At 60.7% G+C, this 25,929-nt stretch carries 23 protein-coding genes; 9 read left to right on the forward strand and 14 right to left on the reverse strand.

Translation table 11 applies throughout. From position 1 onward, the window contains the following. Positions 1-63: 63 nt before the first annotated feature. A complete protein-coding gene (locus tag RHP74_RS30350) occupies positions 64-984 on the reverse strand; it encodes a LysR substrate-binding domain-containing protein (RefSeq protein WP_010465151.1) in 921 nt (306 codons plus the stop codon). Positions 985-1,143: 159 nt separating this feature from the next. Here RHP74_RS30350 and RHP74_RS30355 point away from each other — a divergent pair, with 159 nt between their 5' ends. Beyond that, entirely contained in the window at positions 1,144-2,538 is a 1,395-nt protein-coding gene (locus tag RHP74_RS30355; protein ID WP_304816819.1) for a NorM family multidrug efflux MATE transporter, read from the forward strand. A gap of 108 nt (positions 2,539-2,646) precedes the next feature. Here RHP74_RS30355 and RHP74_RS30360 read toward each other — a convergent pair whose 3' ends face one another. Then, positions 2,647-4,320: a bifunctional diguanylate cyclase/phosphodiesterase gene (locus RHP74_RS30360; RefSeq protein WP_010465155.1), complete on the reverse strand. Its 1,674-nt coding sequence runs from the start codon at positions 4,318-4,320 to the stop codon at positions 2,647-2,649. 262 nt (positions 4,321-4,582) lie between these two features. Here RHP74_RS30360 and rep point away from each other — a divergent pair, with 262 nt between their 5' ends. Beyond that, a complete protein-coding gene (rep, locus tag RHP74_RS30365) occupies positions 4,583-6,592 on the forward strand; it encodes a DNA helicase Rep (protein ID WP_010465157.1) in 2,010 nt (669 codons plus the stop codon). Between the two features lie 84 nt (positions 6,593-6,676). Continuing rightward, positions 6,677-7,249, forward strand: a complete 573-nt coding sequence (locus RHP74_RS30370) for a xanthine phosphoribosyltransferase (RefSeq protein WP_109626693.1) — start codon at positions 6,677-6,679, stop codon at positions 7,247-7,249. A gap of 127 nt (positions 7,250-7,376) precedes the next feature. On the opposite strand, the gene RHP74_RS30375 is transcribed toward RHP74_RS30370, so the two are convergent. The 6 genes from RHP74_RS30375 to dadA form a co-directional block, all read right to left on the reverse strand. Continuing rightward, positions 7,377-9,299, reverse strand: a complete 1,923-nt coding sequence (locus RHP74_RS30375) for an acetyl-CoA hydrolase/transferase C-terminal domain-containing protein (RefSeq protein WP_311096878.1) — start codon at positions 9,297-9,299, stop codon at positions 7,377-7,379. A 138-nt stretch (positions 9,300-9,437) separates the two neighbouring features. Further along, on the reverse strand, positions 9,438-9,848 hold the full coding sequence (locus tag RHP74_RS30380) for a c-type cytochrome (protein ID WP_311096879.1): 411 nt from the start codon (positions 9,846-9,848) through the stop codon (positions 9,438-9,440). Between the two features lie 182 nt (positions 9,849-10,030). Further along, the gene (locus tag RHP74_RS30385) at positions 10,031-10,579 is read right to left on the reverse strand and encodes a cupin domain-containing protein (RefSeq protein WP_007947433.1); all 549 of its coding nucleotides are present in this window, start codon (positions 10,577-10,579) and stop codon (positions 10,031-10,033) included. 126 nt (positions 10,580-10,705) lie between these two features. Continuing rightward, positions 10,706-11,779 (reverse strand): alanine racemase, encoded by a 1,074-nt coding sequence (gene alr / locus RHP74_RS30390; RefSeq protein WP_311096880.1) that lies wholly within the window; start codon positions 11,777-11,779, stop codon positions 10,706-10,708. A 104-nt stretch (positions 11,780-11,883) separates the two neighbouring features. After that, complete coding sequence (locus RHP74_RS30395) at positions 11,884-12,237, reverse strand: RidA family protein (protein ID WP_010465169.1); 354 nt, start codon at positions 12,235-12,237, stop codon at positions 11,884-11,886. Beyond that, positions 12,209-13,513 carry a D-amino acid dehydrogenase gene (gene dadA / locus RHP74_RS30400; RefSeq protein ID WP_010465171.1) on the reverse strand — a complete coding sequence of 435 codons (1,305 nt, stop codon included), beginning with the start codon at positions 13,511-13,513 and terminating at the stop codon, positions 12,209-12,211. Before dadA ends, RHP74_RS30395 begins: the two co-directional genes overlap by 29 nt. A gap of 157 nt (positions 13,514-13,670) precedes the next feature. On the opposite strand from dadA, the gene RHP74_RS30405 reads away from it, so the two are divergent. Continuing rightward, positions 13,671-14,159: an Lrp/AsnC ligand binding domain-containing protein gene (locus tag RHP74_RS30405; protein WP_010465173.1), complete on the forward strand. Its 489-nt coding sequence runs from the start codon at positions 13,671-13,673 to the stop codon at positions 14,157-14,159. Between the two features lie 129 nt (positions 14,160-14,288). Here RHP74_RS30405 and RHP74_RS30410 read toward each other — a convergent pair whose 3' ends face one another. After that, entirely contained in the window at positions 14,289-14,642 is a 354-nt protein-coding gene (locus RHP74_RS30410) for a YkgJ family cysteine cluster protein (protein ID WP_007947437.1), read from the reverse strand. Between the two features lie 147 nt (positions 14,643-14,789). Between RHP74_RS30410 and RHP74_RS30415 the strand changes: the two genes are divergently transcribed. Continuing rightward, positions 14,790-16,082 carry an FAD-binding oxidoreductase gene (locus tag RHP74_RS30415; protein WP_311096881.1) on the forward strand — a complete coding sequence of 431 codons (1,293 nt, stop codon included), beginning with the start codon at positions 14,790-14,792 and terminating at the stop codon, positions 16,080-16,082. A gap of 136 nt (positions 16,083-16,218) precedes the next feature. Here the strand turns inward: RHP74_RS30415 and RHP74_RS30420 are convergent, their stop codons facing one another. Next, a complete protein-coding gene (locus RHP74_RS30420; protein ID WP_010465178.1) occupies positions 16,219-16,464 on the reverse strand; it encodes a DUF1127 domain-containing protein in 246 nt (81 codons plus the stop codon). Between the two features lie 179 nt (positions 16,465-16,643). Here RHP74_RS30420 and RHP74_RS30425 point away from each other — a divergent pair, with 179 nt between their 5' ends. Then, the gene (locus tag RHP74_RS30425; RefSeq protein ID WP_010465180.1) at positions 16,644-18,077 is read left to right on the forward strand and encodes a PLP-dependent aminotransferase family protein; all 1,434 of its coding nucleotides are present in this window, start codon (positions 16,644-16,646) and stop codon (positions 18,075-18,077) included. A 60-nt stretch (positions 18,078-18,137) separates the two neighbouring features. Further along, the gene (locus RHP74_RS30430; protein ID WP_042932478.1) at positions 18,138-19,706 is read left to right on the forward strand and encodes a phospholipase D family protein; all 1,569 of its coding nucleotides are present in this window, start codon (positions 18,138-18,140) and stop codon (positions 19,704-19,706) included. 167 nt (positions 19,707-19,873) lie between these two features. Here the strand turns inward: RHP74_RS30430 and RHP74_RS30435 are convergent, their stop codons facing one another. Together RHP74_RS30435 and RHP74_RS30440 are read right to left on the reverse strand one after the other, a co-directional pair. Next, positions 19,874-21,019, reverse strand: coding sequence for an MFS transporter (locus tag RHP74_RS30435; protein WP_010465183.1), 1,146 nt, complete (start codon positions 21,017-21,019; stop codon positions 19,874-19,876). A 155-nt stretch (positions 21,020-21,174) separates the two neighbouring features. Beyond that, on the reverse strand, positions 21,175-22,668 hold the full coding sequence (locus RHP74_RS30440) for an aldehyde dehydrogenase (protein ID WP_077748583.1): 1,494 nt from the start codon (positions 22,666-22,668) through the stop codon (positions 21,175-21,177). A 238-nt stretch (positions 22,669-22,906) separates the two neighbouring features. On the opposite strand from RHP74_RS30440, the gene RHP74_RS30445 reads away from it, so the two are divergent. Continuing rightward, the gene (locus RHP74_RS30445; protein WP_010465187.1) at positions 22,907-23,269 is read left to right on the forward strand and encodes a cupin domain-containing protein; all 363 of its coding nucleotides are present in this window, start codon (positions 22,907-22,909) and stop codon (positions 23,267-23,269) included. Between the two features lie 110 nt (positions 23,270-23,379). Here RHP74_RS30445 and rpmG read toward each other — a convergent pair whose 3' ends face one another. Then, positions 23,380-23,535 carry a 50S ribosomal protein L33 gene (gene rpmG / locus RHP74_RS30450; protein ID WP_008150173.1) on the reverse strand — a complete coding sequence of 52 codons (156 nt, stop codon included), beginning with the start codon at positions 23,533-23,535 and terminating at the stop codon, positions 23,380-23,382. Between the two features lie 11 nt (positions 23,536-23,546). Next, positions 23,547-23,780, reverse strand: coding sequence for a 50S ribosomal protein L28 (gene rpmB, locus RHP74_RS30455; protein WP_007894701.1), 234 nt, complete (start codon positions 23,778-23,780; stop codon positions 23,547-23,549). Between the two features lie 446 nt (positions 23,781-24,226). Here rpmB and RHP74_RS30460 point away from each other — a divergent pair, with 446 nt between their 5' ends. Next, positions 24,227-25,813 (forward strand): ABC transporter substrate-binding protein, encoded by a 1,587-nt coding sequence (locus RHP74_RS30460; RefSeq protein WP_311096882.1) that lies wholly within the window; start codon positions 24,227-24,229, stop codon positions 25,811-25,813. The last annotated feature ends 116 nt before the right edge of the window (positions 25,814-25,929 follow it).

A 25,929-nucleotide genomic window follows, 5' to 3' on the forward strand; every position in this document is an offset into this window, starting at 1 on the left:
CTGAATACTTGAGTAAATAGCCAGGATATGGCTCAAGGCCTCTATTGCTGGGGCTTCATCGATTCAGCTCAAGCGCTCGACATCCGGTAAATCCATGGCCCGGACCTCGCCTTGCAGAAAGTCGCTGAGGCGGCGCAAACGTTCACCTCCCGGGCGGGTTTTCGGCCAGACGAGGTAATAATGCTCACCGCTGGCGACAGCCGTCGGCCACGGCAAACTCAGACGACCCTGCGCGACATCTTCCGCCACCATCAGCAAATCCCCCATGGACACGCCATAGCCTCGGGCCGCCGCGATCATGCCCAACTCCAGCGTGTCGAAAACTTGCCCGCCCTTGAGCGAGACCTGATCCGACAGCCCCATGCGCTCCAGCCAACTGCGCCAGTCACGACGATCTGGCGTTGGGTGCAGCAGCTCTGCGCTGGCCAGGCGTGCGACGTCCCAGGGCTGGTCCTTCAGCAGGTTCGGCGCGCCGACCGGGATCAGTTCTTCCGGGAACAGCAACGTCGCCTCCCAGTCCGGAGGGAAACGCCCGTTACTGAGGATGACGGCGCAGTCGAAGGGTTCGTGGTTGAAGTCCACGGTGTCGATGTCCATCCAGGCACTGGTCAATTGCACTTCGTTGCCCGGTTGCAGGTGCCGGAAGCGACTCAGGCGCGCCAGCAGCCAACGCATGGTCAACGTCGACGGGGCTTTCATGCGCAAGATGTCGTCTTCGGCGCGCAAGGTATTGCAGGCGCGTTCGAGCGCGGTGAAACCTTCACGGATGCCAGGCAGGATCAACCGCGCCGACTCGGTCAGTTGCAGGTTGCGCCCGCTGCGGTGAAACAGCCGGCAGGCGAAATGATCTTCGAGGGTACGAATGTGTCGACTGACCGCACTTTGGGTGATCGACAATTCTTCAGCGGCGCGGGTAAACGAGCTATGCCGCGCCGCCGCTTCGAATGCGCGCAGGGCATACAAGGGAGGAAGACGACGGGACATTGGGAAAGCTCCTATAGCGCTGTTCCGCCACGTTAGCAGAAACTTGCCAGCATGAGTCTGACTCATGCCACCCATCCTTTTTATCCCTTTGTGAAAACCCCGCAGAGCGCCGAGAATCGGCTCTCTCCTGTTTACTCCGATAACCGAGGCGTGATGACCATGCAGCATCCAGCACGTACCGAACTCCGGGCCATCCTGCGGCTGGCGGGGCCGTTGATTGCCTCGCAGTTGGCGCACATGCTGATGGTCCTCACCGACACCTTGATGATGGCGCGCCTGAGTCCCGAAGCGCTGGCCGGTGGCGGCCTGGGCGCGGCAACGTATTCGTTCGTGTCGATCTTCTGCATCGGCGTGATCGCAGCGGTCGGCACCCTGGTGGCGATCCGTCAGGGCGCAGGCGATATCGTCGGTGCCGCGCGCCTGACCCAGGCCGGCTTGTGGCTGGCGTGGTTGATGGCGCTGGTGGCCGGCCTGCTGCTGTGGAATCTGAAACCGGTGCTGCTGCTGTTTGGCCAGACCGAAACCAACGTCCAGGCTGCCGGGCAGTTCCTGCTGATCCTGCCGTTCGCCCTGCCCGGCTACCTGAGCTTCATGGCCCTGCGCGGTTTCACCAGCGCCATCGGCCGGGCGACCCCGGTGATGGTCATCAGCCTCGGCGGCACCGTGGCCAACTTCTTGCTCAACTACGCGTTGATCACCGGGATGTTCGGCTTGCCGAAAATGGGCCTGGTGGGCATCGGGCTGGTCACGGCGATCGTCGCCAACCTGATGGCCTTGGCGCTGGCGCTGCACATCCGTCGGCATCCGGCTTACGATGCGTATCCGCTGCGCCAGGGTCTGTCGCGGCCTAACCGCCAGTACCTGAAAGAGCTGTGGCGTCTCGGCCTGCCCATCGGCGGCACCTACGCAGTGGAAGTCGGGTTGTTTGCATTCGCTGCGCTGTGCATGGGCACCATGGGCAGTACGCAACTGGCGGCGCACCAGATCGCCCTGCAGATTGTTTCGGTGGCGTTCATGATTCCGGCGGGGCTTTCTTACGCGATCACCATGCGCATCGGTCAGCACTATGGCGCCGGGCAATTACTGGATGCACGGTTGGCTGGACGGGTCGGCATTGCCTTCGGCGCGGCGGCGATGCTGGGTTTTGCCATGGTCTTCTGGTTCCTGCCGAATCAGTTGATCGGCTTGTTCCTGGACCACAACGACCCGGCCTTTCGAGACGTCTTCAACCTGGCTGTGAGCCTGCTGGCGGTGGCGGCATGGTTCGAGCTGTTCGACGGCACCCAAACCATCGCCATGGGCTGCATCCGCGGGCTCAAGGATGCCAAGACCACGTTCCTGGTCGGACTGGGTTGCTATTGGCTGATCGGTGCGCCGGCGGCGTGGTGGATGGCGTTCAACTTGAACTGGGGGCCGACAGGCGTCTGGTGGGGATTGGCGCTGGGCCTGGCGTGCGCGGCGGTGAGCCTGACGCTGGCGTTTGAGTGGAAGATGAAAGGGATGATTCGGCGCGAGCCGTCAGTACAGCGTTTCGAAGTCCCTCAGACAGACTGAGATCCCCTGTAGGAGCGAGGCTTGCCCGCGAAGGCGTCACATCAGTCGACATCTTTGTTAACTGACACGACGCCTTCGCGGGCAAGCCTCGCTCCTACAGGGGCGGGGTTAGCTCACGATTTCGAGGGCAGGCTGCTGGCTGCTGCCAAACGTCAGATACTCAACCAACTCCGCCAACGGCAGCGGCTTGCTGATCAGATACCCCTGCACCTGATCGCAACCAAACCCGCGCAACAACTCCAGCTGCTCCGCCGTCTCCACGCCTTCGGCCACCACTTCAAGGTTGAGGTTGTGCGCCAGGTTGATCATCGCGTGGACCAGTTTGCGATTCTCTTCCCGCTCTTCCATGCCGCCGACAAAGCTCTTGTCGACCTTGAGCAAGGCAATCGGCAGGCTGTTGAGGTGCACGAAGGACGAGAACCCGGTGCCGAAATCATCCAGTGAGAAGCGCACGCCCAGGCGCCCGAGGGCGTCCATGGTCTGTTTGACCAAGTCGCTGCGGCGCATGACCGCAGTTTCGGTCAGTTCGAATTCCAGCCATTGCGCCTCGACGCCGCGCTCGGCGATCAACCGGCTCAGGGTCGACAACAACTGGCTGTCCTGAAACTGCCGGAACGACAGGTTGATCGCCATGTGCAGCGCCGGCAAACCACGCTCGCGCAATGCCTGCATGTCCCGCAGGGCCCGGGAAATCACCCAGTAACCGAGCGGTACGATCAAACCGCTTTGCTCGGCCAGCGGCACGAACTCGCTGGGCGCCAGCAAACCGCGCTCGGCATGCCGCCAGCGCACCAGGGCTTCGAGGCCGACGATCTGGCCGTCCTCAAGGTTCAGGCGCGGCTGGTAATGCAACTCCAGTTCGTCACGGCGCAACGCCCTACGCAGCTCGCTTTCGAGGTCGGCCATGCTTCGGGCATTGCGGTTGATGCGTTCGTTGAAGATATGAAAGGTGCAGCCCTGAGTGCTCTTGGCTTGCTGCATGGCGATGTGCGCGTGCCACATCAGCGGGTCGGCGCCGGCCTGGGCCCGGGCGTGGGCGATGCCCAGGCTGGAACCGATCAACAGGCTTTCGCCGTCGACCCAGTAAGGTTCGGCCAGGGCTTCGGTGATGCGCTCGGCCATCCATTCGGCGCGCTGAGGCGCGCGGCGGGTGTCGATCAGCAAGGCGAATTCATCGCTGCCAAGGCGCGCCAGTTGATCGCCGGCCTCAAGCTGGCTTTTCAGCCGCGCAACCACTTGCAGGATCAACCGGTCGCCGGCCTGGTGGCCGAGGGCATCGTTGGCGTGACGGAAGTTGTCGAGATCAAGGTGACCGAGGGCCAGGCCACGGCCGTCGTTTTCCGCCAGACGCGCGGCCAGCAAGGTCTGGAAGCCCTGACGGTTGGCGATGCCAGTCAGCGGGTCTTGCTCGGCCAGGCGTTGCAGGGTGTTTTCCAGCAAGCCACGTTCGCGCACATGCCGCAGGCACCGGCGCAGCATGCCGGCATCGAGATGGTCGCGCACCAGCCAGTCGCTCACACCATCGGGCGACGTCAGGGGCTCGTGCTCGAGCAGCAACACTGTCGGCAAGCTGCATCGGCCTGGCAGAGGCTGAAGTGCTGGAATGGTCAACAACACCGCGTTGCGGTTGTCATCGAACAGACTGCTGACCGACTCCCAGCTCGGCGCGCTGATAAGCACGGCCGAGCTCCCCATCGGAGCCAGACACTCGCGCAACAACGCTGCCCACACCGGCTCTTCGGCCAGTAGCAGCAAACGCAAGGGTTCGACAGGCGTAGACAAGCTAGCTCCCTAGACTCTGCAAAGATGTAGGCGACGGGCATTATGCCGCGCCTGTAACCAATGACCAAATGACATCAGTTATCAAACGTGAGTTTGTGTCTGGAATACGAACATTAGCCGCTAATTCACCGCGCATCCTGCTTGAAAGTATCAAAACCGGCAAATAGAGATAGCGTGGTGCGTCACAAGTCGGAGAGAGCAGCACAATTCGCTGAGCCTGTTAAAATGCCGGCCCATTTCACAAACGACTCCCTGATTTCGTATGTCCCGACTCAATCCCCGGCAGCAAGAAGCCGTGAGCTACGTCGGCGGCCCTCTTTTGGTGCTCGCCGGCGCCGGCTCCGGCAAGACCAGCGTGATCACCCGCAAAATTGCGCATCTGATCCAGAACTGCGGCATCCGCGCCCAGTACATCGTCGCCATGACCTTCACCAACAAGGCCGCGCGCGAGATGAAGGAACGGGTCGGCACCCTGCTCAAGGGCGGCGAAGGCCGTGGTCTGACGGTGTGCACCTTCCACAACCTGGGCTTGAACATCATCCGCAAGGAACATGTTCGCCTGGGCTACAAGCCGGGCTTCTCGATCTTTGACGAAACCGACGTCAAAGCCTTGATGACCGACATCATGCAGAAGGAATACTCGGGCGACGACGGCGTCGACGAGATCAAGAACATGATCGGCTCGTGGAAAAACGACCTGATCCTGCCGCCCGAAGCCCTGGAAAACGCGCGCAATCCCAAGGAACAGACCGCCGCCATCGTCTACACCCACTATCAGCGTACGCTCAAGGCGTTCAACGCGGTGGACTTCGACGACTTGATCCTGCTGCCGGTGAAGCTGTTCCAGGAACACGCCGACATCCTCGAAAAATGGCAGAACAAAGTCCGCTACCTGCTGGTGGACGAATACCAGGACACCAACGCCAGCCAGTATTTGCTGGTGAAACTGCTGATCGGTACGCGTAACCAGTTCACCGTGGTCGGCGACGATGACCAGTCGATCTACGCCTGGCGCGGCGCCCGTCCGGAAAACCTGATGCTGCTCAAGGACGATTACCCGTCCCTGAAAGTCGTCATGCTCGAGCAAAACTACCGCTCCACCAGCCGCATCCTGCGCTGCGCCAACGTGCTGATCTCGAACAACCCGCACGAATTCGAAAAGCAGCTGTGGAGCGAGATGGGCCACGGCGACGAAATCCGCGTGATCCGCTGCCGCAACGAAGACGCCGAAGCCGAGCGCGTGGCCGTGGAACTGCTGACCCTGCACCTGCGCACGGACCGGCCTTACAGCGATTTCGCGATCCTGTATCGCGGTAACTACCAGGCCAAGCTGATCGAACTGAAGCTGCAGCACCACCAGATTCCGTATCGTTTGTCCGGCGGCAACAGCTTCTTCGGTCGCCAGGAAGTGAAAGACCTGATGGCCTACTTCCGCCTGATCGTGAACCCGGACGACGACAACGCCTTCCTGCGGGTGATCAACGTCCCGCGCCGGGAGATCGGTTCGACCACGCTGGAGAAGCTGGGCAACTACGCCACCGAGCGCAAAATCTCGATGTATGCCGCCACCGACGAAATCGGCCTGGGCGAGCACCTGGATGCGCGTTTCACCGATCGTCTGTCACGCTTTAAGCGCTTCATGGACAAGGTCCGCGAGCAATGCGCCGGCGAAGACCCGATCTCGGCGCTGCGCAGCATGGTCATGGACATCGACTACGAGAACTGGCTGCGCACTAACAGCTCCAGCGACAAGGCCGCCGATTACCGCATGGGTAACGTCTGGTTCCTGATCGAGGCGTTGAAAAACACCTTGGAGAAAGACGAAGAAGGCGAGATGACCGTCGAAGACGCCATCGGCAAACTCGTCCTGCGCGACATGCTGGAACGTCAGCAGGAAGAGGAAGACGGCGCTGAAGGTGTGCAGATGATGACCTTGCACGCTTCCAAGGGCCTGGAATTCCCTTACGTGTTCATCATGGGCATGGAAGAGGAAATCCTCCCGCACCGCTCCAGCATCGAAGCCGACACCATCGAAGAAGAACGCCGCCTGGCCTACGTTGGGATTACTCGCGCGCGTCAGACCCTGGCCTTCACTTTCGCCGCCAAGCGCAAGCAATACGGCGAGATCATCGACTGCGCGCCGAGCCGCTTCCTGGATGAGCTGCCGCCGGACGACCTGGCGTGGGAAGGCAACGACGACACACCTGTTGAAGTCAAAGCCGTTCGCGGCAATACCGCATTGGCGGATATACGGGCGATGTTAAAGCGCTAGAATTGAGCACTTTTTAACCGAACACTTTTTAACCAGGCATTTTTGACAAGCTAGGCGCACATGGCGCCAGTAGAGGAACGCTTCATGGAAGCACTGCACCAGAAAATCCGCGAACAAGGCATCGTGCTTTCCGATCAGGTCTTGAAGGTCGATGCCTTTTTGAACCACCAGATCGACCCGGCCCTGATGAAGCTGATCGGCGATGAATTCGCTGCGCTGTTCAAGGACTCGGGCATCACCAAGATCGTCACGATCGAAGCTTCGGGCATCGCCCCGGCGATCATGACCGGCCTGAACCTCGGCGTGCCGGTGATTTTTGCCCGCAAGCATCAGTCACTGACCCTGACTGAAAACCTTCTGTCGGCGACCGTTTACTCGTTCACCAAGCAGACCGAAAGCACCGTGGCCATCTCCCCGCGCCACCTGACCAGCAGCGACCGCGTGCTGATCATCGATGACTTCCTGGCCAACGGCAAGGCGTCCCAGGCGCTGATCTCGATCATCAAACAGGCCGGCGCCACCGTGGCGGGTTTGGGGATCGTGATCGAGAAGTCGTTCCAGGGTGGGCGTGCGGAACTGGATGCCCAAGGTTATCGGGTTGAGTCGCTGGCTCGGGTGCAGTCGCTGAAAGATGGCGTGGTTACCTTCATCGAATAAAGCCACACCGCATATCCCTTGTGGGAGCGAGCCGGCTCGCGAAAGCGCTGGATCAGTCAACGATGATGTCGACTGATACTCAGCATTCGCGAGCAGGCTCGCTCCCACAGTGGTTTTGGAGTGGCTGTTATGGCGCGGTGGCCTTGAGGCCGGCGAGTAGCAGCCGCTGAAACAGGTCCTCTTTCAGCCCTTCCGGGTTGGTCAGCTGCATCCGCTCCAGATGCTCGGGAAACGCCGCAGGCTCCGGCGCGTCCAGCGCAGCCTTGCCCAACTCCAGAATCTCCGAGAGCTTGAACTTGCTCTTCAACCAGTTCAGCGACCGCAACAAATCCCTCTCCACCGCAGTGAAATCACACCCCAGCGGATACTCCGGAAACAAATTCGGATGCAACGCCTGAATCGCCTGCAAACGCTCCGGGCTGTTGTCGGCAAAACGCGGATCGATGCGGAAATTCTTCGGCAATTTGCCAACGTTCTGCGCCTGCTCGATCAACCCCGGCTGGAAGCGAGAGTCGCTGATATTCAGCAATGCCTCGATCACCGCCGCATCGGTCTTGCCGCGCAGATCGGCGATGCCGTACTCGGTGACCACGATGTCCCGCAGATGCCGTGGGATCGTGCAGTGGCCGTATTCCCAGACGATGTTCGAACTGACCTCACCGCCCGCCTCGCGCCAGCTGCGCAACAGCAGCACGGACCGCGCGCCCTCCAGCGCATGGCCCTGAGCAACAAAGTTGTATTGCCCGCCAACGCCGCTCAGCACTCGCCCGCTTTCGAGCTGATCGGCCACGCCCGCGCCGAGCAGGGTCATGGTGAACACGGTGTTGATGAAGCGCGCGTCCAGGCGCTGCAAGCGTTTGAGTTCTTCCTGACCGTAGAGCTCGTTGATGTAGCTGATGCGGGTCATGTTGAATTCGAGTCGCTTGCTTTGCGGAAGCTCGCGCAGGCGCTCGTAGAAACTGCGCGGCCCGAGGAAGAACCCGCCATGCACCGAGATGCCATCGGTTTGCGCGGCTTCGTCGAGAGTGCCGGCATTGGCTTGTTGCTGGGTCGGCACGTCCGGGTAGACCTTGCGCCGTACGATTCCGGCATCGGCCAGTACCAGCAAGCCGTTCACGAACATTTCGCTGCAACCGTAAAGGCCCTTCACGAACGGATCGATGCCGCCTTCGCGGTCGATCAACTGCGCCCACTGGCTGAGATTGATATCCGCCAGCAACGCCTTGTAACCGGCATTGTCGGCCTGACGCGCCAGCAACGCTGCGGTCAGGGCATCGCCCATGGCACCGATGCCGATCTGCAAGGTGCCGCCATCGCGCACCAGCGTACTGGCGTGCAAGCCGATGAAGTGATCCTGGAAACCCACGGGCATGTTCGGCGTGGAGAACAGTGTGGTGTTGTCCTTCTCGTCGATCAGCAGGTCGAAGGTGTCGATACCTATTTCGGCGTCACCGGGCATGTAGGGCAAATCGTTGTGCACCTGGCCCACCAGCAGGATCGTCTCTCCCGCCGCCCGGCGTTTGGCGATCATCGGAAACAGGTCGAGGGTGATGTCAGGGTTGCAGCTCAGGCTCAGACGATCCGGGTGTTCGGCGTGGCTGGCCACCAGTTGCGCCACGAGGTTCAAACCGGCGGCGTTGATGTCCCGCGCGGCGTGGCTGTAGTTGCTGCTGACGTAATCCTGCTGGGCCGATTCGCTATGCAGCAGGCTGCCGGGCTGCATAAAGAATTGATGGACGTGAATGTTGGCCGGCAGGCTGTCCTTGTGCAGTCCGGCGAGAAAATCCAGCTCCGGATAATCGCCAAACACCCGCTCGATGAAGGGTTCGAGAAAGCGCTTTTGCAAACCGTCGCCCAAGGCCGGGCGGCCCAGGCACAGGGCAGTGTAGATCGTCAGCTGCCGGTCGGGCAGTTGCGCGACGCGCTGGAACAACGCGTTGACGAAGTGGTTGGGTTTGCCCAGGCCCAGAGGCAGGCCCATGTGGATATGCGCTGGCAACCGCGCCAATACGTCATCGACCGCCTGCTCGATAGAACACAGCTGCACCATCTGATCCTCCCTTACATTCCGTGAATTGGGGTTGGACCGAGCTTGCCGGGCCTTTACTGCAAAGAATAGTCCCCAAGGAAAATCGCAGGCACAAAAAAGCCGCTCGTAAGCGGCTTTTTCGCTGAAGATGCTGGCGTGTTACAGGCCGGACATTTCTTTGATGGCGCCCTTCAGCTCGTCGTCGGAGCAGTCGGCGCAGGTGCCTTTAGGCGGCATCGCATTGATACCGGTAATGGCTTTGGCCAGGATGCCGTCTAGGCCGCCCTGGTGATCGGCGCGCTCTTTCCAGGCAGCCTTGTCGCCGATTTTCGGCGCACCCAGCAGGCCGGTTCCGTGGCAAGCATTGCAATGTTTTGCAATCACTTCTTTAGGCGTCTTGGCACCGCCACCGCCAGTAGCAGCAGCAACTTCCATCCCCTTGCACTCTTGACCCTGGACGCAAACCTGGCCGACTGGCTCAAGGCGTTTAGCAATATCGTCGTTGGTCGCTGCTTGTACGCTGACTGCCCATAGGGCCAATACGGTTGCTGGTACGGCCAGCATTTTCATAATTAGATTCACGCGTTCACCCTCAATGGTGGCTAGTCACGCCTACGGCCACGGTTCGCAGGCGGGCGCAAGTATAACGGTAACCCCGTCACACTGAAACAACCCCAAAGTCGAAGGGGTCTTGTTGCGCAATGGAAAAACGGTTCGGGTGCCTCCGCCATGCTGGCAGGACGCCTCTTCTCTTAGAAATTCGCGGGCGTGGCTGCGCTGATTAGTCGCGCCGGCGCATCGAACGGATTACGGAAACGGTGTGGCTTGGTACTTTCAAAGTAGTAGCTATCCCCCGCTTCGAGCACAAAAGTTTCGAGCCCTACCACCAGTTCCAGTCGGCCTTCCACCAAAATGCCGGTTTCCTCGCCCTCATGGGTGAGCATCTCGTCACCGGTGTCGGCGCCAGGCGGGTAGATTTCATTGAGGAAGGCGATAGCCCGGCTCGGATGCGCCCGACCGACCAGTTTCATGGTCACTGCACCATCGGAAATATCGATCAGCTCGTTGGCCTTGTAGACGATCTGCGTCGGTTTTTCCTGCAGGATTTCTTCGGAAAAGAACTCGACCATGGACATGGGAATCCCGCCCAGTACCTTCCTCAGCGAACTGATCGAGGGGCTGACGCTGTTCTTCTCGATCATGGAAATCGTGCTGTTGGTGACGCCCGCGCGCTTGGCGAGCTCACGCTGGGAAAGACCTTTGAGCTTACGGATGGATTGCAGTCGTTCACCGACGTCCAAGCTTGCGCCTCCAAGATTCAGGTTGTAGAAGTATTGAGCGTTATCATGGCGACAGCGTTCAGTATTTACAACACTTTGGCCTGAATCCTGTTCAGCGAAGCGACTTCCGGTACGGACTGCTGACCGCTAACCCTCGGAATAGAGCTTTGGCACCCGGCGCAGGTTGCAGAAGATCTGATAGGGAATCGTGTCAGCGGCGGCGGCCACGTCGCTGGCGAGGATGTTTTTACCCCACAACTCAACGGTCGAACCCAGGCCGGCCTGCGGCACATCGGTCAGATCGATGCAGAGCATGTCCATCGACACCCGGCCAATCAACTGGCTGCGCTGCCCGGCGACCAACACTGGCGTGCCGGTCGGTGCCTGACGCGGGTAACCATCGGCATAACCCATGGCCACCACCCCGACGCGCATGGGCTTGGGGGTGATGAATTTGGCGCCATAACCGATCGGCTCGCCGGCCGGCAGTTCACGCACGCAGATCACTTTCGATTCCAGGGTCATCACCGGCTGCAAACGGGAGGCCACGGCATTGGCTTCTTCAAACGGCGTGGCGCCGTAGAGCATGATCCCCGGGCGAACCCAATCGCTCGGAATCTGCGGCCAACCGAGTACCGCCGGCGAGTTGCGCAAGCTGATCTCGGCCGACAAACCTTTACGTGCCGCTTCAAACACAGCGACCTGCTCGGCGCTGGCCTGCTCGTGCAGCTCATCGGCGCGGGCGAAGTGGCTCATCAAGACAATCTTCGCCACCTTGCCGCTGGCCAGCAGCCGTTGATACGCCGCGTGATAATCCTTTGGATGCAAGCCAACCCGGTGCATACCGGAATCGAGCTTGAGCCAGACCGTGATGGGTTTGCTCAACGCGGCGTTCTCGATGGCTTCGAGCTGCCACAACGAATGCACCACGCACCAGAAATCATGCTCGACGATCAGCGACAGCTCATCGGCTTCGAAAAAACCTTCCAGCAACAACACCGGCGCCCGAATGCCAGCCGCGCGCAGCTCCAACGCTTCTTCGATACAAGCCACGGCAAATCCGTCCGCCTCGGCTTCCAGCGCCTGGGCGCAACGCACCGCGCCATGGCCGTAGGCATCCGCCTTGATCACGGCGAGGGCCTTGGCCCCCGTGGTTTCACGGGCGATCCGGTAGTTGTAACGCAGGGCTTGAAGGTCGATCAGGGCACGGGCTGGACGCATGGCGGCAGACTTCTAGGCGGTCATGGGAATAAAAACCGGCGCTGGCTGACGGCGTGAACCGCCAACAGCACCGGAAGAGGGATCTTTCTAACGTCCTGACAGGCTTACGGCAGAGCGGCGACGACCGACAGCTCGATCAGGATTTGCGGTTCGCACAGCTTCGACTCAACGGTCGCACGGGCCGGGGCGACGCCTTTTGGCAGCCACTTGTCCCACACCGCGTTCATGCCTTCGAAATGCGCGTCGATATCTTTCAGGTAAATCGTGACCGAGAGCAAACGGCTCTTGTCGGTGCCTGCCAGATCGAGCAAACGCTCGATATTGGCGAGGGTTTCACGGGTCTGCTGTTCAATCCCGGCATTCATGTCGTCGCCGACCTGCCCTGCCAGATAGACGGTGCCGCTGTGGACAACGATCTGGCTCATGCGCTCATTGGTGAGCTGGCGCTGGATTGACATGTTTTGCGGACTCCTGAAGTTTTGTGCCGTAACGGGAAATATCGAGGCCTTCGGCGCTGATCTGCGGCGTTTTCTTCGCCATCAGGTCAGCCAGCAAACGGCCGGAGCCGCACGCCATGGTCCAGCCGAGCGTGCCGTGACCGGTGTTCAGGAACAGGTTGCTGAACGGGGTGGCACCAACGATGGGCGTGCCGTCCGGAGTGGTCGGACGCAGACCGGTCCAGAAACTCGCCTGGGCCAGATCGCCGCCCTGAGGATAAAGGTCGTTGACGATCATCTCCAGGGTTTCGCGCCGACGCGGGTTCAGCGATAGGTCAAAACCGGCTATTTCAGCCATGCCGCCGACGCGGATGCGGTTGTCGAAACGGGTGATCGCGACCTTGTAGGTCTCGTCGAGAATGGTCGAGGTCGGAGCCATCGCCGGGTTGGTGATCGGCACGGTCAGGGAGTAACCCTTGAGCGGATACACCGGGGCCTTGATGCCCAGTGGCTTGAGCAGTTGCGGCGAGTAGCTGCCGAGTGCCAGCACGTAGCGATCCGCGGTTTCCAGCTTGCCGTCGATCCATACGCCGTTGATGCGATCACCGGCGAAGTCGAGCTTCTGAATGTCCTGGCCGAAACGGAATTCCACGCCCAATTTGACGGCCATTTCGGCCAGGCGAGTGGTGAACATCTGGCAGTCGCCAGTCTGGTCGTTCGGCAGGCGCAAGGCACCGGCGAGGATATCAGTGACGCTGGCCAGGGCCGGCTCAACGCGGGCAATGCCAGCGCGGTCGAGCAGTTCGAACGGCACGCCGGACTCTTTCAGAACAGCGATGTCTTTCGCCGCGCCGTCCAGTTGAGCCTGGGTGCGGAACAGTTGGGTCGTCCCGAGGCTGCGGCCTTCATAGGCTATGCCGGTTTCAGCGCGCAGTTCGTCGAGGCAGTCACGGCTGTACTCGGACAGACGCACCATGCGTTCCTTGTTCACCGCATAACGGCTGGCGGTGCAGTTGCGCAGCATCTGCGCCATCCACAGGTATTGGTCGATGTCGGCGGTGGCCTTGATCGCCAGCGGTGCGTGGCGCTGCAACAGCCACTTGATGGCCTTGAGCGGCACGCCCGGCGCGGCCCACGGCGAGGCATAACCCGGCGATACCTGCCCGGCGTTGGCGAAACTGGTCTCCATGGCAGCGGCCGGCTGACGGTCCACCACCACCACTTCGAACCCGGCACGCGCCAGATAATAAGCACTGGTGGTACCGATGACGCCGCTACCCAAGACCATAACGCGCATTTTCATATCCCTCATCGCGGCTTGCCGCTGACGTTCGTAGTTGTAGAGCATTGATGTGCGCAGTGTAAAAAAGATTAGGCAGTGCTTTTCACTATATAACTGCCTATATTTGGCGAGAATTCTCGGCAAAAACCCTTTTCACGGAGGCGCATCCCCTATGCGTACCAACACTCAGACCAAACGTGAGCTGGACAAGATCGACCGCAACATCCTGCGGATCCTGCAAGCGGACGGACGCATCTCCTTCACCGAGCTTGGGGAAAAGGTCGGGCTCTCGACCACTCCGTGTACCGAGCGGGTCCGGCGCCTGGAGCGCGAAGGGATCATCATGGGCTACAACGCCCGGCTCAATCCGCAGCACCTCAAGGGTAGTCTTCTGGTGTTCGTCGAGATCAGCCTCGACTACAAATCCGGCGACACTTTCGAAGAGTTCCGACGTGCGGTGCTGAAACTGCCCCATGTGCTGGAGTGCCATTTGGTGTCGGGGGATTTCGACTACCTGGTGAAGGCGCGGATTTCCGAGATGGCTTCCTACCGCAAGCTGCTGGGCGACATCCTGCTCAAGCTGCCGCATGTGCGCGAATCCAAGAGCTATATCGTGATGGAAGAGGTGAAAGAGAGTTTGTGCCTGCCGATTCCGGATTGAGACTTTGTGGTGTCTGTTGCCGATCGTTCCCACGCTCTGCGTGGGAATGCAGCCCGGGACGCTCTGCGTCCATCCAGAGCCGAACGCGGAGCGTCCGTTGAGGCATTCCCACGCGGAGCGTGGGAACGATCAGACGAGGACCTGCCGGGTCGACGCCATGTACTCATGAATCTGCTTCTCCACCCGCGGATGAATCAGCTCCACGGGCCCCCGCCCATTCGGGCACGGCAAGGTCTTGGTGGTCCCAAACAATCGGCAGATCAGCGGCCGCTCGTCATACACCGTGCAGCCATTGGGGCCCAGGTGCACGCAGTTGAGCTCATCCATCGCCGCATCCTGCTCGGCCCGGGTCTTGCGCGGCAGGCGGGACATTTCTTCCGGCGAGGTGGTCACCGGTCCACAGCAGTCATGGCAGCCGGGCACACACTCGAACGAGGGAATCTGCTGGCGAAGCGTGCGGATTTTCTGGCTGTTGCAGCTCATCGAAGCGGTGACCCAAAGCGGAATAGACCGGGATTCTGACGCAAAAGCCGCGATCCAGACAGCACGAACCGACCAATGTTGCCCGCGCCGGAACGTCCGGCTTATGCTCCGTCAAATTTTATAGACACACGAATCAGGGACGCTCACATGAATGCCCGTGCCCAGCACACTGCCTCTTACTACGCCGCCAGCAGCCTGCCGCAGCCCGATCATCCGGTGCTGCAAGGCGATCTGGTGGCGGACGTGTGCGTGGTCGGCGGCGGGTTTTCCGGGCTGAACACGGCGCTTGAGCTGGCCGAACGCGGCCTCAGCGTGATCTTGCTGGAAGCGCACAAGATTGGCTGGGGTGCCAGCGGACGCAATGGCGGGCAATTGATTCGCGGCGTCGGTCATGGCCTCGATCAGTTCACCGACGTGATCGGTGCGCAAGGCGTGCGCCAGATGAAACTCATGGGCCTGGAAGCGGTGGAAATCGTCCGCCAGCGTGTCGAGCGTTTCCAGATTCCGTGCGACCTGACCTGGGGTTACTGCGACCTGGCAAACAAACCCCGCGACCTCGAGGGTTTCGCCGAAGATGCCGAAGAGCTGCGCAGCCTCGGCTACCGCTATGAAACCCGGCTGCTGCAAGCCAATGAAATGCACTCGGTGGTGGGTTCGGACCGCTACGTCGGCGGCTTGATCGACATGGGTTCGGGCCATCTTCACCCGCTTAACCTGGCACTGGGCGAAGCGGCCGCCGCGCAGCAGCTGGGCGCAAAGCTGTTCGAACACTCGGCGGTGACCCGCATCGATTACGGCCCCGAAGTAAAGGTCCATACCGCCCAAGGCTCGGTTCGCGCCAAGACGCTGGTGCTGGGCTGCAACGCCTACCTCAACCAACTCAACCCGCAGCTCAGCGGTAAGGTGCTGCCCGCGGGCAGCTACATCATTGCCACCGAGCCGTTGAGTGAAGAGCTGGCGCACTCGCTCCTGCCGCAGAACATGGCGGTCTGCGATCAACGGGTGGCGCTGGATTACTACCGGCTTTCGGCGGATCGACGCCTGCTGTTTGGCGGTGCCTGCCATTATTCGGGCCGCGACCCGAAGGACATTGGCGCGTACATGCGGCCGAAGATGCTGGAAGTCTTCCCGCAACTGGGCGGGGTGAAGATCGACTATCAATGGGGCGGGATGATCGGCATCGGCGCCAACCGACTGCCGCAGATTGGCCAGCTCAAGGATCAGCCGAATGTGTATTACGCCCAGGCGTATTCCGGACATGGGGTGAATGCCACGCACCTGGCGGGCAAGTTGTTGGCCGAGGCGATCAGCGGGCAGCAAGGGGGCGGGTTTGATCTGTTCGCTCGCGTCCCGCATATCACCTTCCCCGGCGGGAAGCATTTACGCTCGCCGCTGTTGGCGCTGGGGATGTTGTGGCATCGGCTTAAAGAGTTGGTCTGAGGAAGTTGTAGCGCTCTTGCGGACGCCTTCGCGGGCAAGCCTCGCTCCTACAGGTTATGCGTCGGTCGGAAGATCGACACTAACCCTGTAGGAGCGAGGCTTGCCCGCGAAGAGGCCCGCCAGAACACCGCAAAACTCAGATCCGCCAGAAAGGCTTAAGCCCCTCCTCCCGCGCCTGCTCCCGACTCAACCCCACATCCCTGAGTTGCTCGGGCGTGAGCGTCAGCAACGCCTTGCGCGTGTGCAGACGATGCCAGAACAGACCCCAGCGACTCAGGCCGGACGGCGCATTGCGCATGACTGCCTCGCGCGCACCGTTTTTCTGCCCTGCCGCCAGTTCCTGACTGTGTAACGTCAGCCGCACATCGCTCAAGCCGTTCATTTTGATTGCTCCTGTTTACTTGGGTAGCCAGAGCTTTCATGATGCGCGGACGGCAAAAAGCATTACAGATTCAACGAGACTGTATTAACCCCATACAGATTCTTCGATTCAGCGTCTGAATCCGATAATTTAGCCCCATCTGTACTGGTTAACCGAATCACCCGCATCGAGACTGCGCCATGACCCTTTACGTCAACCTCGCCGAATTGCTCGGCACCCGTATCGAACAGGGCTTCTATCGCCCCGGTGACCGGCTGCCGTCGGTGCGGGCGTTGAGTGTCGAGCACGGGGTCAGCCTGAGCACGGTGCAGCAGGCCTATCGCGTGCTGGAAGACAGCGGGCTGGCGACACCCAAACCCAAGTCCGGCTACTTCGTACCGGTGGGCCGCGAATTGCCGGAGCTGCCGGCCATCGGCCGTCCGGCCCAGCGTCCGGTGGATATTTCGCAGTGGGATCAGGTGCTGGAATTGATCCGCGCCGTCCCGCGCAAGGACGTCGTGCAACTGGGCCGCGGCATGCCGGACATCACCACGCCGACCATGAAACCGTTGCTGCGCAACCTGGCGCGCATCAGCCGTCGCCAGGACATGCCCGGTCTGTATTACGACAACATCTACGGCACCCTCGAACTGCGCGAGCAGATCGCACGCCTGATGCTCGATTCCGGGTGCCAATTGACCGCCCACGACCTGGTGGTGACCACCGGCTGCCATGAAGCGCTGTCCACCAGCATTCGTGCGATTTGCGAGCCGGGGGACATTGTGGCGGTGGACTCGCCCAGCTTTCACGGCGCCATGCAGACCCTCAAGGGCCTGGGCATGAAAGCCCTGGAAATCCCCACCGACCCGATCACCGGGATCAGCCTCGATGCGCTCGAACTGGCGTTGGAGCAATGGCCGATCAAGGCCATACAGTTGACGCCCAACTGCAACAACCCGCTGGGCTACATCATGCCGGAATCGCGCAAACGCGCCTTGCTGACGCTCGCACAGCGCTTCGACGTAGCGATTATCGAAGACGATGTGTATGGCGAACTCTCCTACAGCTACCCGCGCCCACGCACGATCAAATCCTTCGACGAAGACGGCCGCGTGTTGCTGTGCAGTTCCTTTTCCAAAACACTGGCACCCGGGCTGCGCATTGGCTGGGTCGCGCCCGGACGCTATCTGGAACGGGTGCTGCACATGAAATACATCAGCACCGGCTCTACCGCGCCGCAACCGCAGATTGCGATTGCCGAATTTCTCAAGGCCGGGCATTTCGAACCGCATTTGCGGCGGATGCGCACGCAATACCAACGCAGTCGCGACCTGATGATCGACTGGGTCACGCGCTATTTCCCCGCCGGCACCCGCGCCAGTCGCCCGCAAGGCAGCTTCATGTTGTGGGTTGAACTGCCGGACGGCTTTGACACCCTGAAACTGAATCGCGCCCTGCATGATCAAGGCGTACAGATTGCCGTCGGCAGCATCTTTTCCGCCTCGGGCAAGTACCGCAACTGCCTGCGGATGAACTACGCTGCCAAGCCAACACCGCTGATCGAAGAAGCCGTGCGCAAGGTCGGCGCCGCAGCGATCAAACTGCTGGCAGAAACGGACCACATCACCGACTGACCTTTCTCAGGAATCCAGCGTCCATATACCGACCTTTGCCGCCAATCGGAACGTTCCTACGTGAGAGTCAGACAGCCCCTACTTGCTCTTCTGCTACTCGCCTCGTTTCTGGGCGGTTGCGCCAGCTTCGACGTTCAACGCGAACCGAGCCAAGCTTTACCCGCCAGCGATTCGGCGTTCGGCCGCTCGATCCAGGCCCAGGCCGCGCCCCACGAGGGCAGGTCCGGCTTTCGCTTGCTGTCCAACAGCAGCGAAGCCTTCATGGCCCGTGCCGAGCTGATCCGCAATGCCCAAAGCAGCCTCGACTTGCAGTACTACATCGTGCATGACGGCATCAGCACGCGGATGCTGGCGGACGAATTACTCAAGGCTGCGGATCGCGGCGTGCGGGTGAGAATCCTGCTCGATGACACCACCAGCGACGGCCTGGACTGGATCATCGCGACCCTCGCTGCGCACCCGCAGATCCAGATCCGCCTGTTCAACCCGCTGCACCTGGGCCGCGCCACGGGCGTGACGCGCACCATGGGCCGCTTGTTCAACCTGTCGCTGCAACATCGGCGCATGCACAACAAGTTGTGGCTGGCGGACAACAGTGCGGCCATCGTCGGCGGCCGTAACCTGGGAGACGAATACTTCGATGCCGAGCCCAACCTGAATTTCACCGACATCGACATGCTCGGCGTCGGACCGGTGGCGGAACAGCTTGGCCACAGCTTCGACCAGTACTGGAACAGCGCGCTGAGCAAACCGATCGACGAGTTCCTGTCGAGCAGACCGACGCAGAAGGACCTGCAAAATACCCGCACGCGCCTGGAAGAATCCCTGGAAGAGACCCGCAAGCAGAATCATGCGCTGTATCAGCAGTTGATGACTTACACCACAAAGCCACGCATGGACATCTGGCGCCGGGAGCTGATCTGGGCCTGGAACCAAGCGCTGTGGGATGCACCGAGCAAGGTCTTGTCGGACGGCGAGCCTGACCCCCATTTGTTGCTGACCACGCAACTGGCGCCGGAGCTTACGGGCGTCAGCAAAGAACTGATCATGATCTCGGCTTACTTCGTACCGGGGCAGCCGGGGTTGGTCTACCTCACCGGCCGGGCCGACGCCGGGGTGTCGGTGAGTTTGTTGACCAACTCGCTTGAAGCCACGGACGTGCCGGCCGTGCACGGCGGTTACGCGCCTTATCGCCGGGCGCTGCTGGAACATGGCGTGAAGCTGTACGAACTGCGCCGCCAGCCCGGCGAAGGCGGCGGCAGCGGGCCGCATATTTTCTACAGCAAGTCCTTCCGGGGTTCCGATTCCAGCCTGCACAGCAAGGCGATGATCTTCGACCAGCAGAAATCCTTCATCGGCTCATTCAACTTCGATCCACGCTCGGTGCTGTGGAACACCGAAGTCGGCGTGCTGGTGGACAGCCCCGAACTCGCCGCGCATGTGCGTAGAGCGGCCATGGAGGGTATGGCGCCGCCCTTGAGCTATCAGGTGAAACTGGAGAATGACCGGATCGTCTGGGTGACGGAGGATGACGGCAAAATGCACACGCTGACCAAGGAGCCAGGGAGTCTATGGCGCCGCTTCAATTCCTGGTTCAGCACGGCGGTCGGCCTTGAGCGGATGTTGTAGCGTTGCTTCCATCAATCAAATGTGGCGAGGGAGCTTGCTCCCGCTGGGTCGCGAAGCGGCCCTAAACCAGAAGCCCCCGTTCATTCAGACTGAACGAGGGCTCCGATCGGCGACTGCTGCGCAGTCGAGCGGGAGCAAGCTCCCTCGCCACACGCTTGTGCAGGGTTTCAGGCCGGTTCGGCAACTCCACCGAACGCGCCTTGGCGTGACAGTAAGATCACCAACCCGAACGCCCCCGCGGCCATGAACAGCGGCAACGCATGCCCGCTGATCCACTGGCTGCCGGCACCGGCCGCCAAAGGCCCGATCAGGCAACCGATGCCCCACAGCTGCGCAATGTGCGCGTTGGCTCGCACCAGTGCATCGTCGCGATAGCGTTCGCCGATCAGGATCAGCGACAAGGTGAACAATCCACCGGCACTGGCGCCAAACAGCACCCACAACGGCCAGATCAACAACGTATCGATGAGCAACGGGATCGCCAGACTCGAAAGTAGCAACACCACCGCGCAACCGGTGAACAAAGTGCGGCGTGACAAGCGATCCGCCAGCGCGCCGATCGGCAATTGCAGCAGGGCATCACCCACCACCACGGTGCTGACCATCGCCAAGGCGATTTCCGTGGTGAAACCCTGACGCAGGCAATACACCGGCAACAAGGTCAGGATCATCGCTTCAAACGCCGCGAACAGCGACACCGCCCAGGCAATCGCCGGCAAGCCACGGCAGAAGCCCCACAAGTCGCCAAACGTCACGCTGGCAGCCTCACTGGACGGTGCGCCGCTGCGGCCCAGCAACAGGAGCGGCGCCGCTATGAGCAAGCCGACGCCGACCCAGAAGCCGTAATCGTGTTCGGTGCCCAGAACGCCCAGCAGCAACGGCCCGGCCAGCTGACTCAGCGCGTAGCTGCTGCCGTACAGCGCCACCAATCGTCCGCGCCATTGTTCGATCACCAGTTGGTTGATCCAGCTTTCGCCGAGGATGAAGACCAGGGTCAGGATCACCCCGATCATCAGGCGCATCACCAGCCAGACCGGATAGCTCGGCAACAGCGCCAGCAAGCCGATGGACACTGCCCCGGCCCACAGGCACAGACGCATGAGGTTGGCCGTGCCCAGACGCGAGGCCAGATGGCTGGAAATCTTCGCCCCCAGCAGCACGCCAATGGCCGGCATTGCTGCCATCACACCAATGGCGAACGAGCCGTAGCCCCAGCTTTCCAGGCGAAACGACACCAGCGGCATGCTGACCCCCAGGGCCAGGCCAACACTCAAGACAGACGCCAACACGGCGAAATAAGTCGCCCAACGCATGTTCCACGCTCCTGTGGATATTTTTGGCACCGCACAAAACAATGTGGGAGCGAGCATGCTCGCGATAACGGAACAACATTCAACACTGGATGTTGACTGTCACACCGCCATCGCGAGCAGGCTCGCCCCCACAGGGGATCTTCGTTGCGTGGTGCTTACAACTTGATCCAGGTCGCCTTCAGCTCGGTGTATTTGTCGAACGCGTGCAGCGACTTGTCGCGGCCATTGCCCGATTGCTTGAAGCCGCCAAACGGTGCGGTCATGTCGCCGCCGTCGTATTGGTTGACCCACACGCTACCGGCACGCAGCGCACGAGCGGTCAGGTGCGCCTTGGAAATGTCCTTGGTCCACACCGCAGCAGCCAGGCCGTAAGGCGTGTCGTTGGCAATCGCGATGGCTTCCTCGGCGGTGTCGAACGCGATCACCGACAACACCGGGCCAAAGATTTCTTCCTGAGCGATTTTCATCGCATTGTTTACGCCGTCGAAAATCGTCGGTTCAACGTAAGTGCCACCGCTTTCCTGAAGCGTGCGCTTGCCGCCAGCCACCAGTTTGGCGCCGTCGGCGTGGCCGGATTCGATGTAGGACAGCACGGTATTCATCTGCTGGGTGTCCACCAGCGCGCCGACGTTGGTCGCCGGGTCCAGTGGGTTGCCCGGCTTCCAGGTTTTCAGTGCTTCGATCACCAGCGGCAGGAAGGTGTCCTTGATCGAGCGTTCGACCAGCAGACGCGAACCAGCAGTGCAGACTTCGCCCTGGTTGAAGGCAATGGCACCGGCCGCCGCTTCAGCTGCGGCTTGCAGGTCCGGGGCATCGGCAAACACGATGTTCGGGCTCTTGCCGCCCGCTTCGAGCCAGACGCGCTTCATGTTCGATTCGCCGGAGTAGATCAGCAATTGCTTGGCGATCTTGGTCGAACCGGTGAACACCAGCGTATCGACGTCGTTGTGCAGGGCCAAGGCCTTGCCGACTGTGTGACCGTAACCTGGCAAAACGTTAAGCACGCCTTTCGGAATACCGGCTTCGACGGCCAGCGCAGCAATGCGAATGGCGGTCAGCGGGGATTTTTCCGATGGCTTGAGGATCACCGAGTTACCGGTGGACAGCGCCGGCCCGAGTTTCCAGCAGGCCATCATCAACGGGAAGTTCCACGGCACGATGGCGCCAACCACGCCGACCGGTTCGCGAGTCACCAGACCCAGCTGATCGTGCGGGGTGGCGGCGACTTCGTCGTAGATCTTGTCGATGGCTTCACCGCTCCAGCTCAGGGCTTGCGCCGCGCCGGGAACGTCGATGTACAGGGAATCGCTGATCGGCTTGCCCATGTCCAGGGTTTCAAGCAGCGCCAGCTCTTCGGCGTGCTGTTTGAGCAGGCCGGCGAAACGGATCATGGTGGCTTTGCGCTTGGTCGGTGCCAGGCGCGACCAGACGCCGGAATTGAAGGTGGCGCGGGCATTTTCAACGGCGCGCTGGGCGTCGGCGGCGTCACAGCTGGCAATCTTGCCCAGCAGACGGCCATCGACCGGGCTGATGCACTCGAAGGTCTCGCTGGAGACGGCATCGGTGTATTCGCCATTGATGTAGGCACGGCCTTCGATCTTCAGATCGCGAGCCCGTTGTTCCCAATCGGCACGAGTCAGGGTGGTCATACGAGTGTCCTCCTCTTGTTGAATACGAGCGCCCAACGATCGTCGCGGACGCTGTCAGGAATTCTGCCCAGCCAGCCTGATTTTTCGGCCCAAGGCAACCGCCACCCTAAACCAGCGACAGGTGAAGTTTCAATATATTTGACATAAGGCCGGCAAACGGCCTTGCGATGTTCATTTTAATAAACATAGACTTTGGGCTTTCCAACCAACCGCGCCGCAATCACGGGGGATAACAACAATGAGCATCCAGGACATCGTCGACTTCAGCCAGGCCACCACCCAACCCGATCGCTATCGGCCGGACCCGGCAAAAGTCCTCAAGGGCGACCCCGAGCAAGCGGTCTACAACCACTACAACAGCCCTTGCGGCCAGTTGAATGCGGGCGTGTGGGAAGGCGCTGTTGGCCAGTGGCATGTGAACTTCACCGAGCATGAGTACTGCGAAATCATTCAGGGCGTTTCAGTGCTGCGCGACAACGACGGCAACAGCAAGACCGTGCGTGCGGGTGATCGCTTCGTGATCCCGGCCGGGTTCAGGGGCACCTGGGAAGTGCTGGAGCCGTGCCGCAAGATTTATGTGGCGTTTGAACAGAAGGCCTGAGGATTTGTATTAGCCGGGCCGGCCTCTTCGCAGGCAACCCGTAACCTGCAGGCAACAAAAAAGGCCCGTATCTCGCGATACGGGCCTTTTTTGTAAGAGGGAAAAATCAATTACTTGATTTTGCCTTCTTTGTACATCACGTGCTTGCGAACGCGCGGATCGAACATGCGCTTTTCGAGCTTGTCCGGAGTAGTACGCTTGTTCTTGTCGGTAGTGTAGAAGTGACCAGTACCGGCGCTAGAAATCATTCGAATCAATTCACGCATGATTAGCTCCCTTAGATCTTGCCAGCTTTGCGGATTTCGGCCAGCACGACAGTGATGCCACGCTTGTCGATAATACGCATGCCTTTGGCAGATACGCGCAGACGCACGAAACGTTTCTCTTCTTCAACCCAGAAGCGGTGATGCTGCAGGTTCGGCAGGAAACGACGACGGGTTTTGTTGTTTGCGTGGGAAATGTTATTCCCAGTCACCGGACCCTTACCGGTAACTTGACATACTCTCGACATGCCTCAGCCCTCTAAAACCACATGCCCAACCCGGCATGGGTTGGCCGCTTAATCTCTCAGTCATTTGGCGCCAGGCGCCGCGTTTCTTTAGAGGTCTTACCGGCTACACCTACAGTGAAGGAACCGGGCCCCTAGAAAAGAGCGCTGCTTTATACCAGAAAGACTGGGGTGCAACAACATTCCGTGTGCACGGACATGATAAAAACCCCGTTTTTCTGGCTCCGAGCGCCTTGGATAAAGGCTATCGTCGATAAAGACCGCTCGTCGCAGAAAATCGGCCAACCGGCCTGTTCAGGGTTTTCCTCGGCCGGCATTCACCGAAAACGATCGCATATAGTCCTCTTAAAATGAAAAAGGGGATAGTCATTTGCAAAAGAGCCCACTAGGGTAAGACGTTTCCAGACTGCACTTGCAGATGGGCCTTCGATCTGTAAAGGAATCCGACCATGCGCCTCGCTGCCCTACCGCTGTTGTTCGCCCCGCTCCTGCTGAGCCCGCTGGCCCATGCCGCCGCCCTGAGCGTCTGCACCGAGGCGAGTCCGGAAGGGTTCGACGTGGTGCAATACAACTCGCTGACCACCACCAACGCTTCGGCCGACGTGTTGATGAACCGTCTGGTGGACTTCGACACGGCCAGTGGCAAAGTGGTCGCCGGCCTCGCGGACAGCTGGGAAGTCACCCCCGACGGCCTGACCTACGTGTTCAAGCTGCATCCGCAGGTGAAATTCCACCGCACCGAATACTTCAGCCCGACGCGCGACCTGACCGCCGAAGACGTGAAATTCAGCTTCGACCGCATGCTCGACCCGGCCAACCCTTGGCACAAAGTGGCACAGAGCGGCTTCCCGCACGCGCAATCGATGCAGCTACCGGCGCTGATCAAGAAGATCGACGCGCTCGACCCGCTGACTGTGCGCTTCACCCTTGATCACCCGGACTCAACCTTCCTCGCGACCCTGAGTATGGGCTTCGCCTCGATCTATTCCGCGGAATACGCCGACAAACTGCTGAAGGCCGGCACGCCCGAGAAGCTCAACAGCCAGCCGATCGGCAGCGGCCCATTCGTGTTCACCCGCTTCCAAAAAGATGCCTCGATTCGCTACAAGGCCAACCCGGATTACTTTCGTGGCAAGCCTTCGGTGGACCCGCTGATCTTCGCCATCACCCCGGACGCCAATGTGCGCTTGCAGAAATTGCGTCGCAACGAGTGCCAGATCGCCCTGTCGCCCAAGCCTCTGGACGTACAGGCCGCGCTGAAAGAACCGACACTGAAAGTGGAAAAGACTGACGCCTTCATGACTGCGTTCGTCGGCATCAACAGCCAGCATCCGCCGCTGGACAAACCTGAAGTGCGCCAGGCGATCAACCTCGCCTTCGACAAGGCCAACTACGTCAAAGCCGTGTTCGAAGACACTGCCGAGCCTGCCAACGGCCCGTACCCGCCGAACACCTGGAGCTACGCCAAAGGCCTGCCCGGTTATCCGCATGACGTCGAGAAGGCCAAGACATTGATGGCCAAGGCCGGACTCAAGGACGGCTTCCAGACCACCATCTGGACCCGACCTTCCGGCAGTCTGCTGAACCCGAACCCGAGCCTGAGCGCTCAAATGCTGCAATCGGACCTCGCGGAAATCGGCATCCAGGCCGAAATACGGGTGATCGAATGGGGCGAGCTGATTCGCCGCGCCAAAGCCGGCGAGCACGACCTGCTGTTCATGGGTTGGGCTGGCGACAACGGTGACCCGGACAACTTCCTCACGCCGCAGTTTTCCTGCGCCGCGGTCAAATCCGGCACTAACTTCGCCCGCTACTGCAACCAGGACCTGGACAAGCTGATCAGCGCCGGCAAGACCACCGGCGAGCAAGGTGTGCGTACCAAGCTTTACGAACAGGCCCAGGCGCAGATCCAGCAGCAGGCGCTTTGGCTGCCGTTGGCCCACCCGACGGCATTCGCGTTGACGCGCAAGAACGTCGAGGGTTACTCGGTCAGCCCGTTTGGTCGCCAGGATTACTCCAAGGTCAACCTCAAGTAACGCTCGGAAACGCTGCGCGAATGCTTCTCTGTGGCGAGGGAGGCCCCGCGCCGTCTTCGACGCCGCGCTGTCGCGCAGCAAACAGGTTCATCGTAAAGTTTGAAGAACGCGCGCGG

This window comes from Pseudomonas sp. SG20052, assembly GCF_031766055.1.
In the GTDB taxonomy this organism is placed as follows: Bacteria; Pseudomonadota; Gammaproteobacteria; order Pseudomonadales; family Pseudomonadaceae; genus Aquipseudomonas; species Aquipseudomonas mandelii.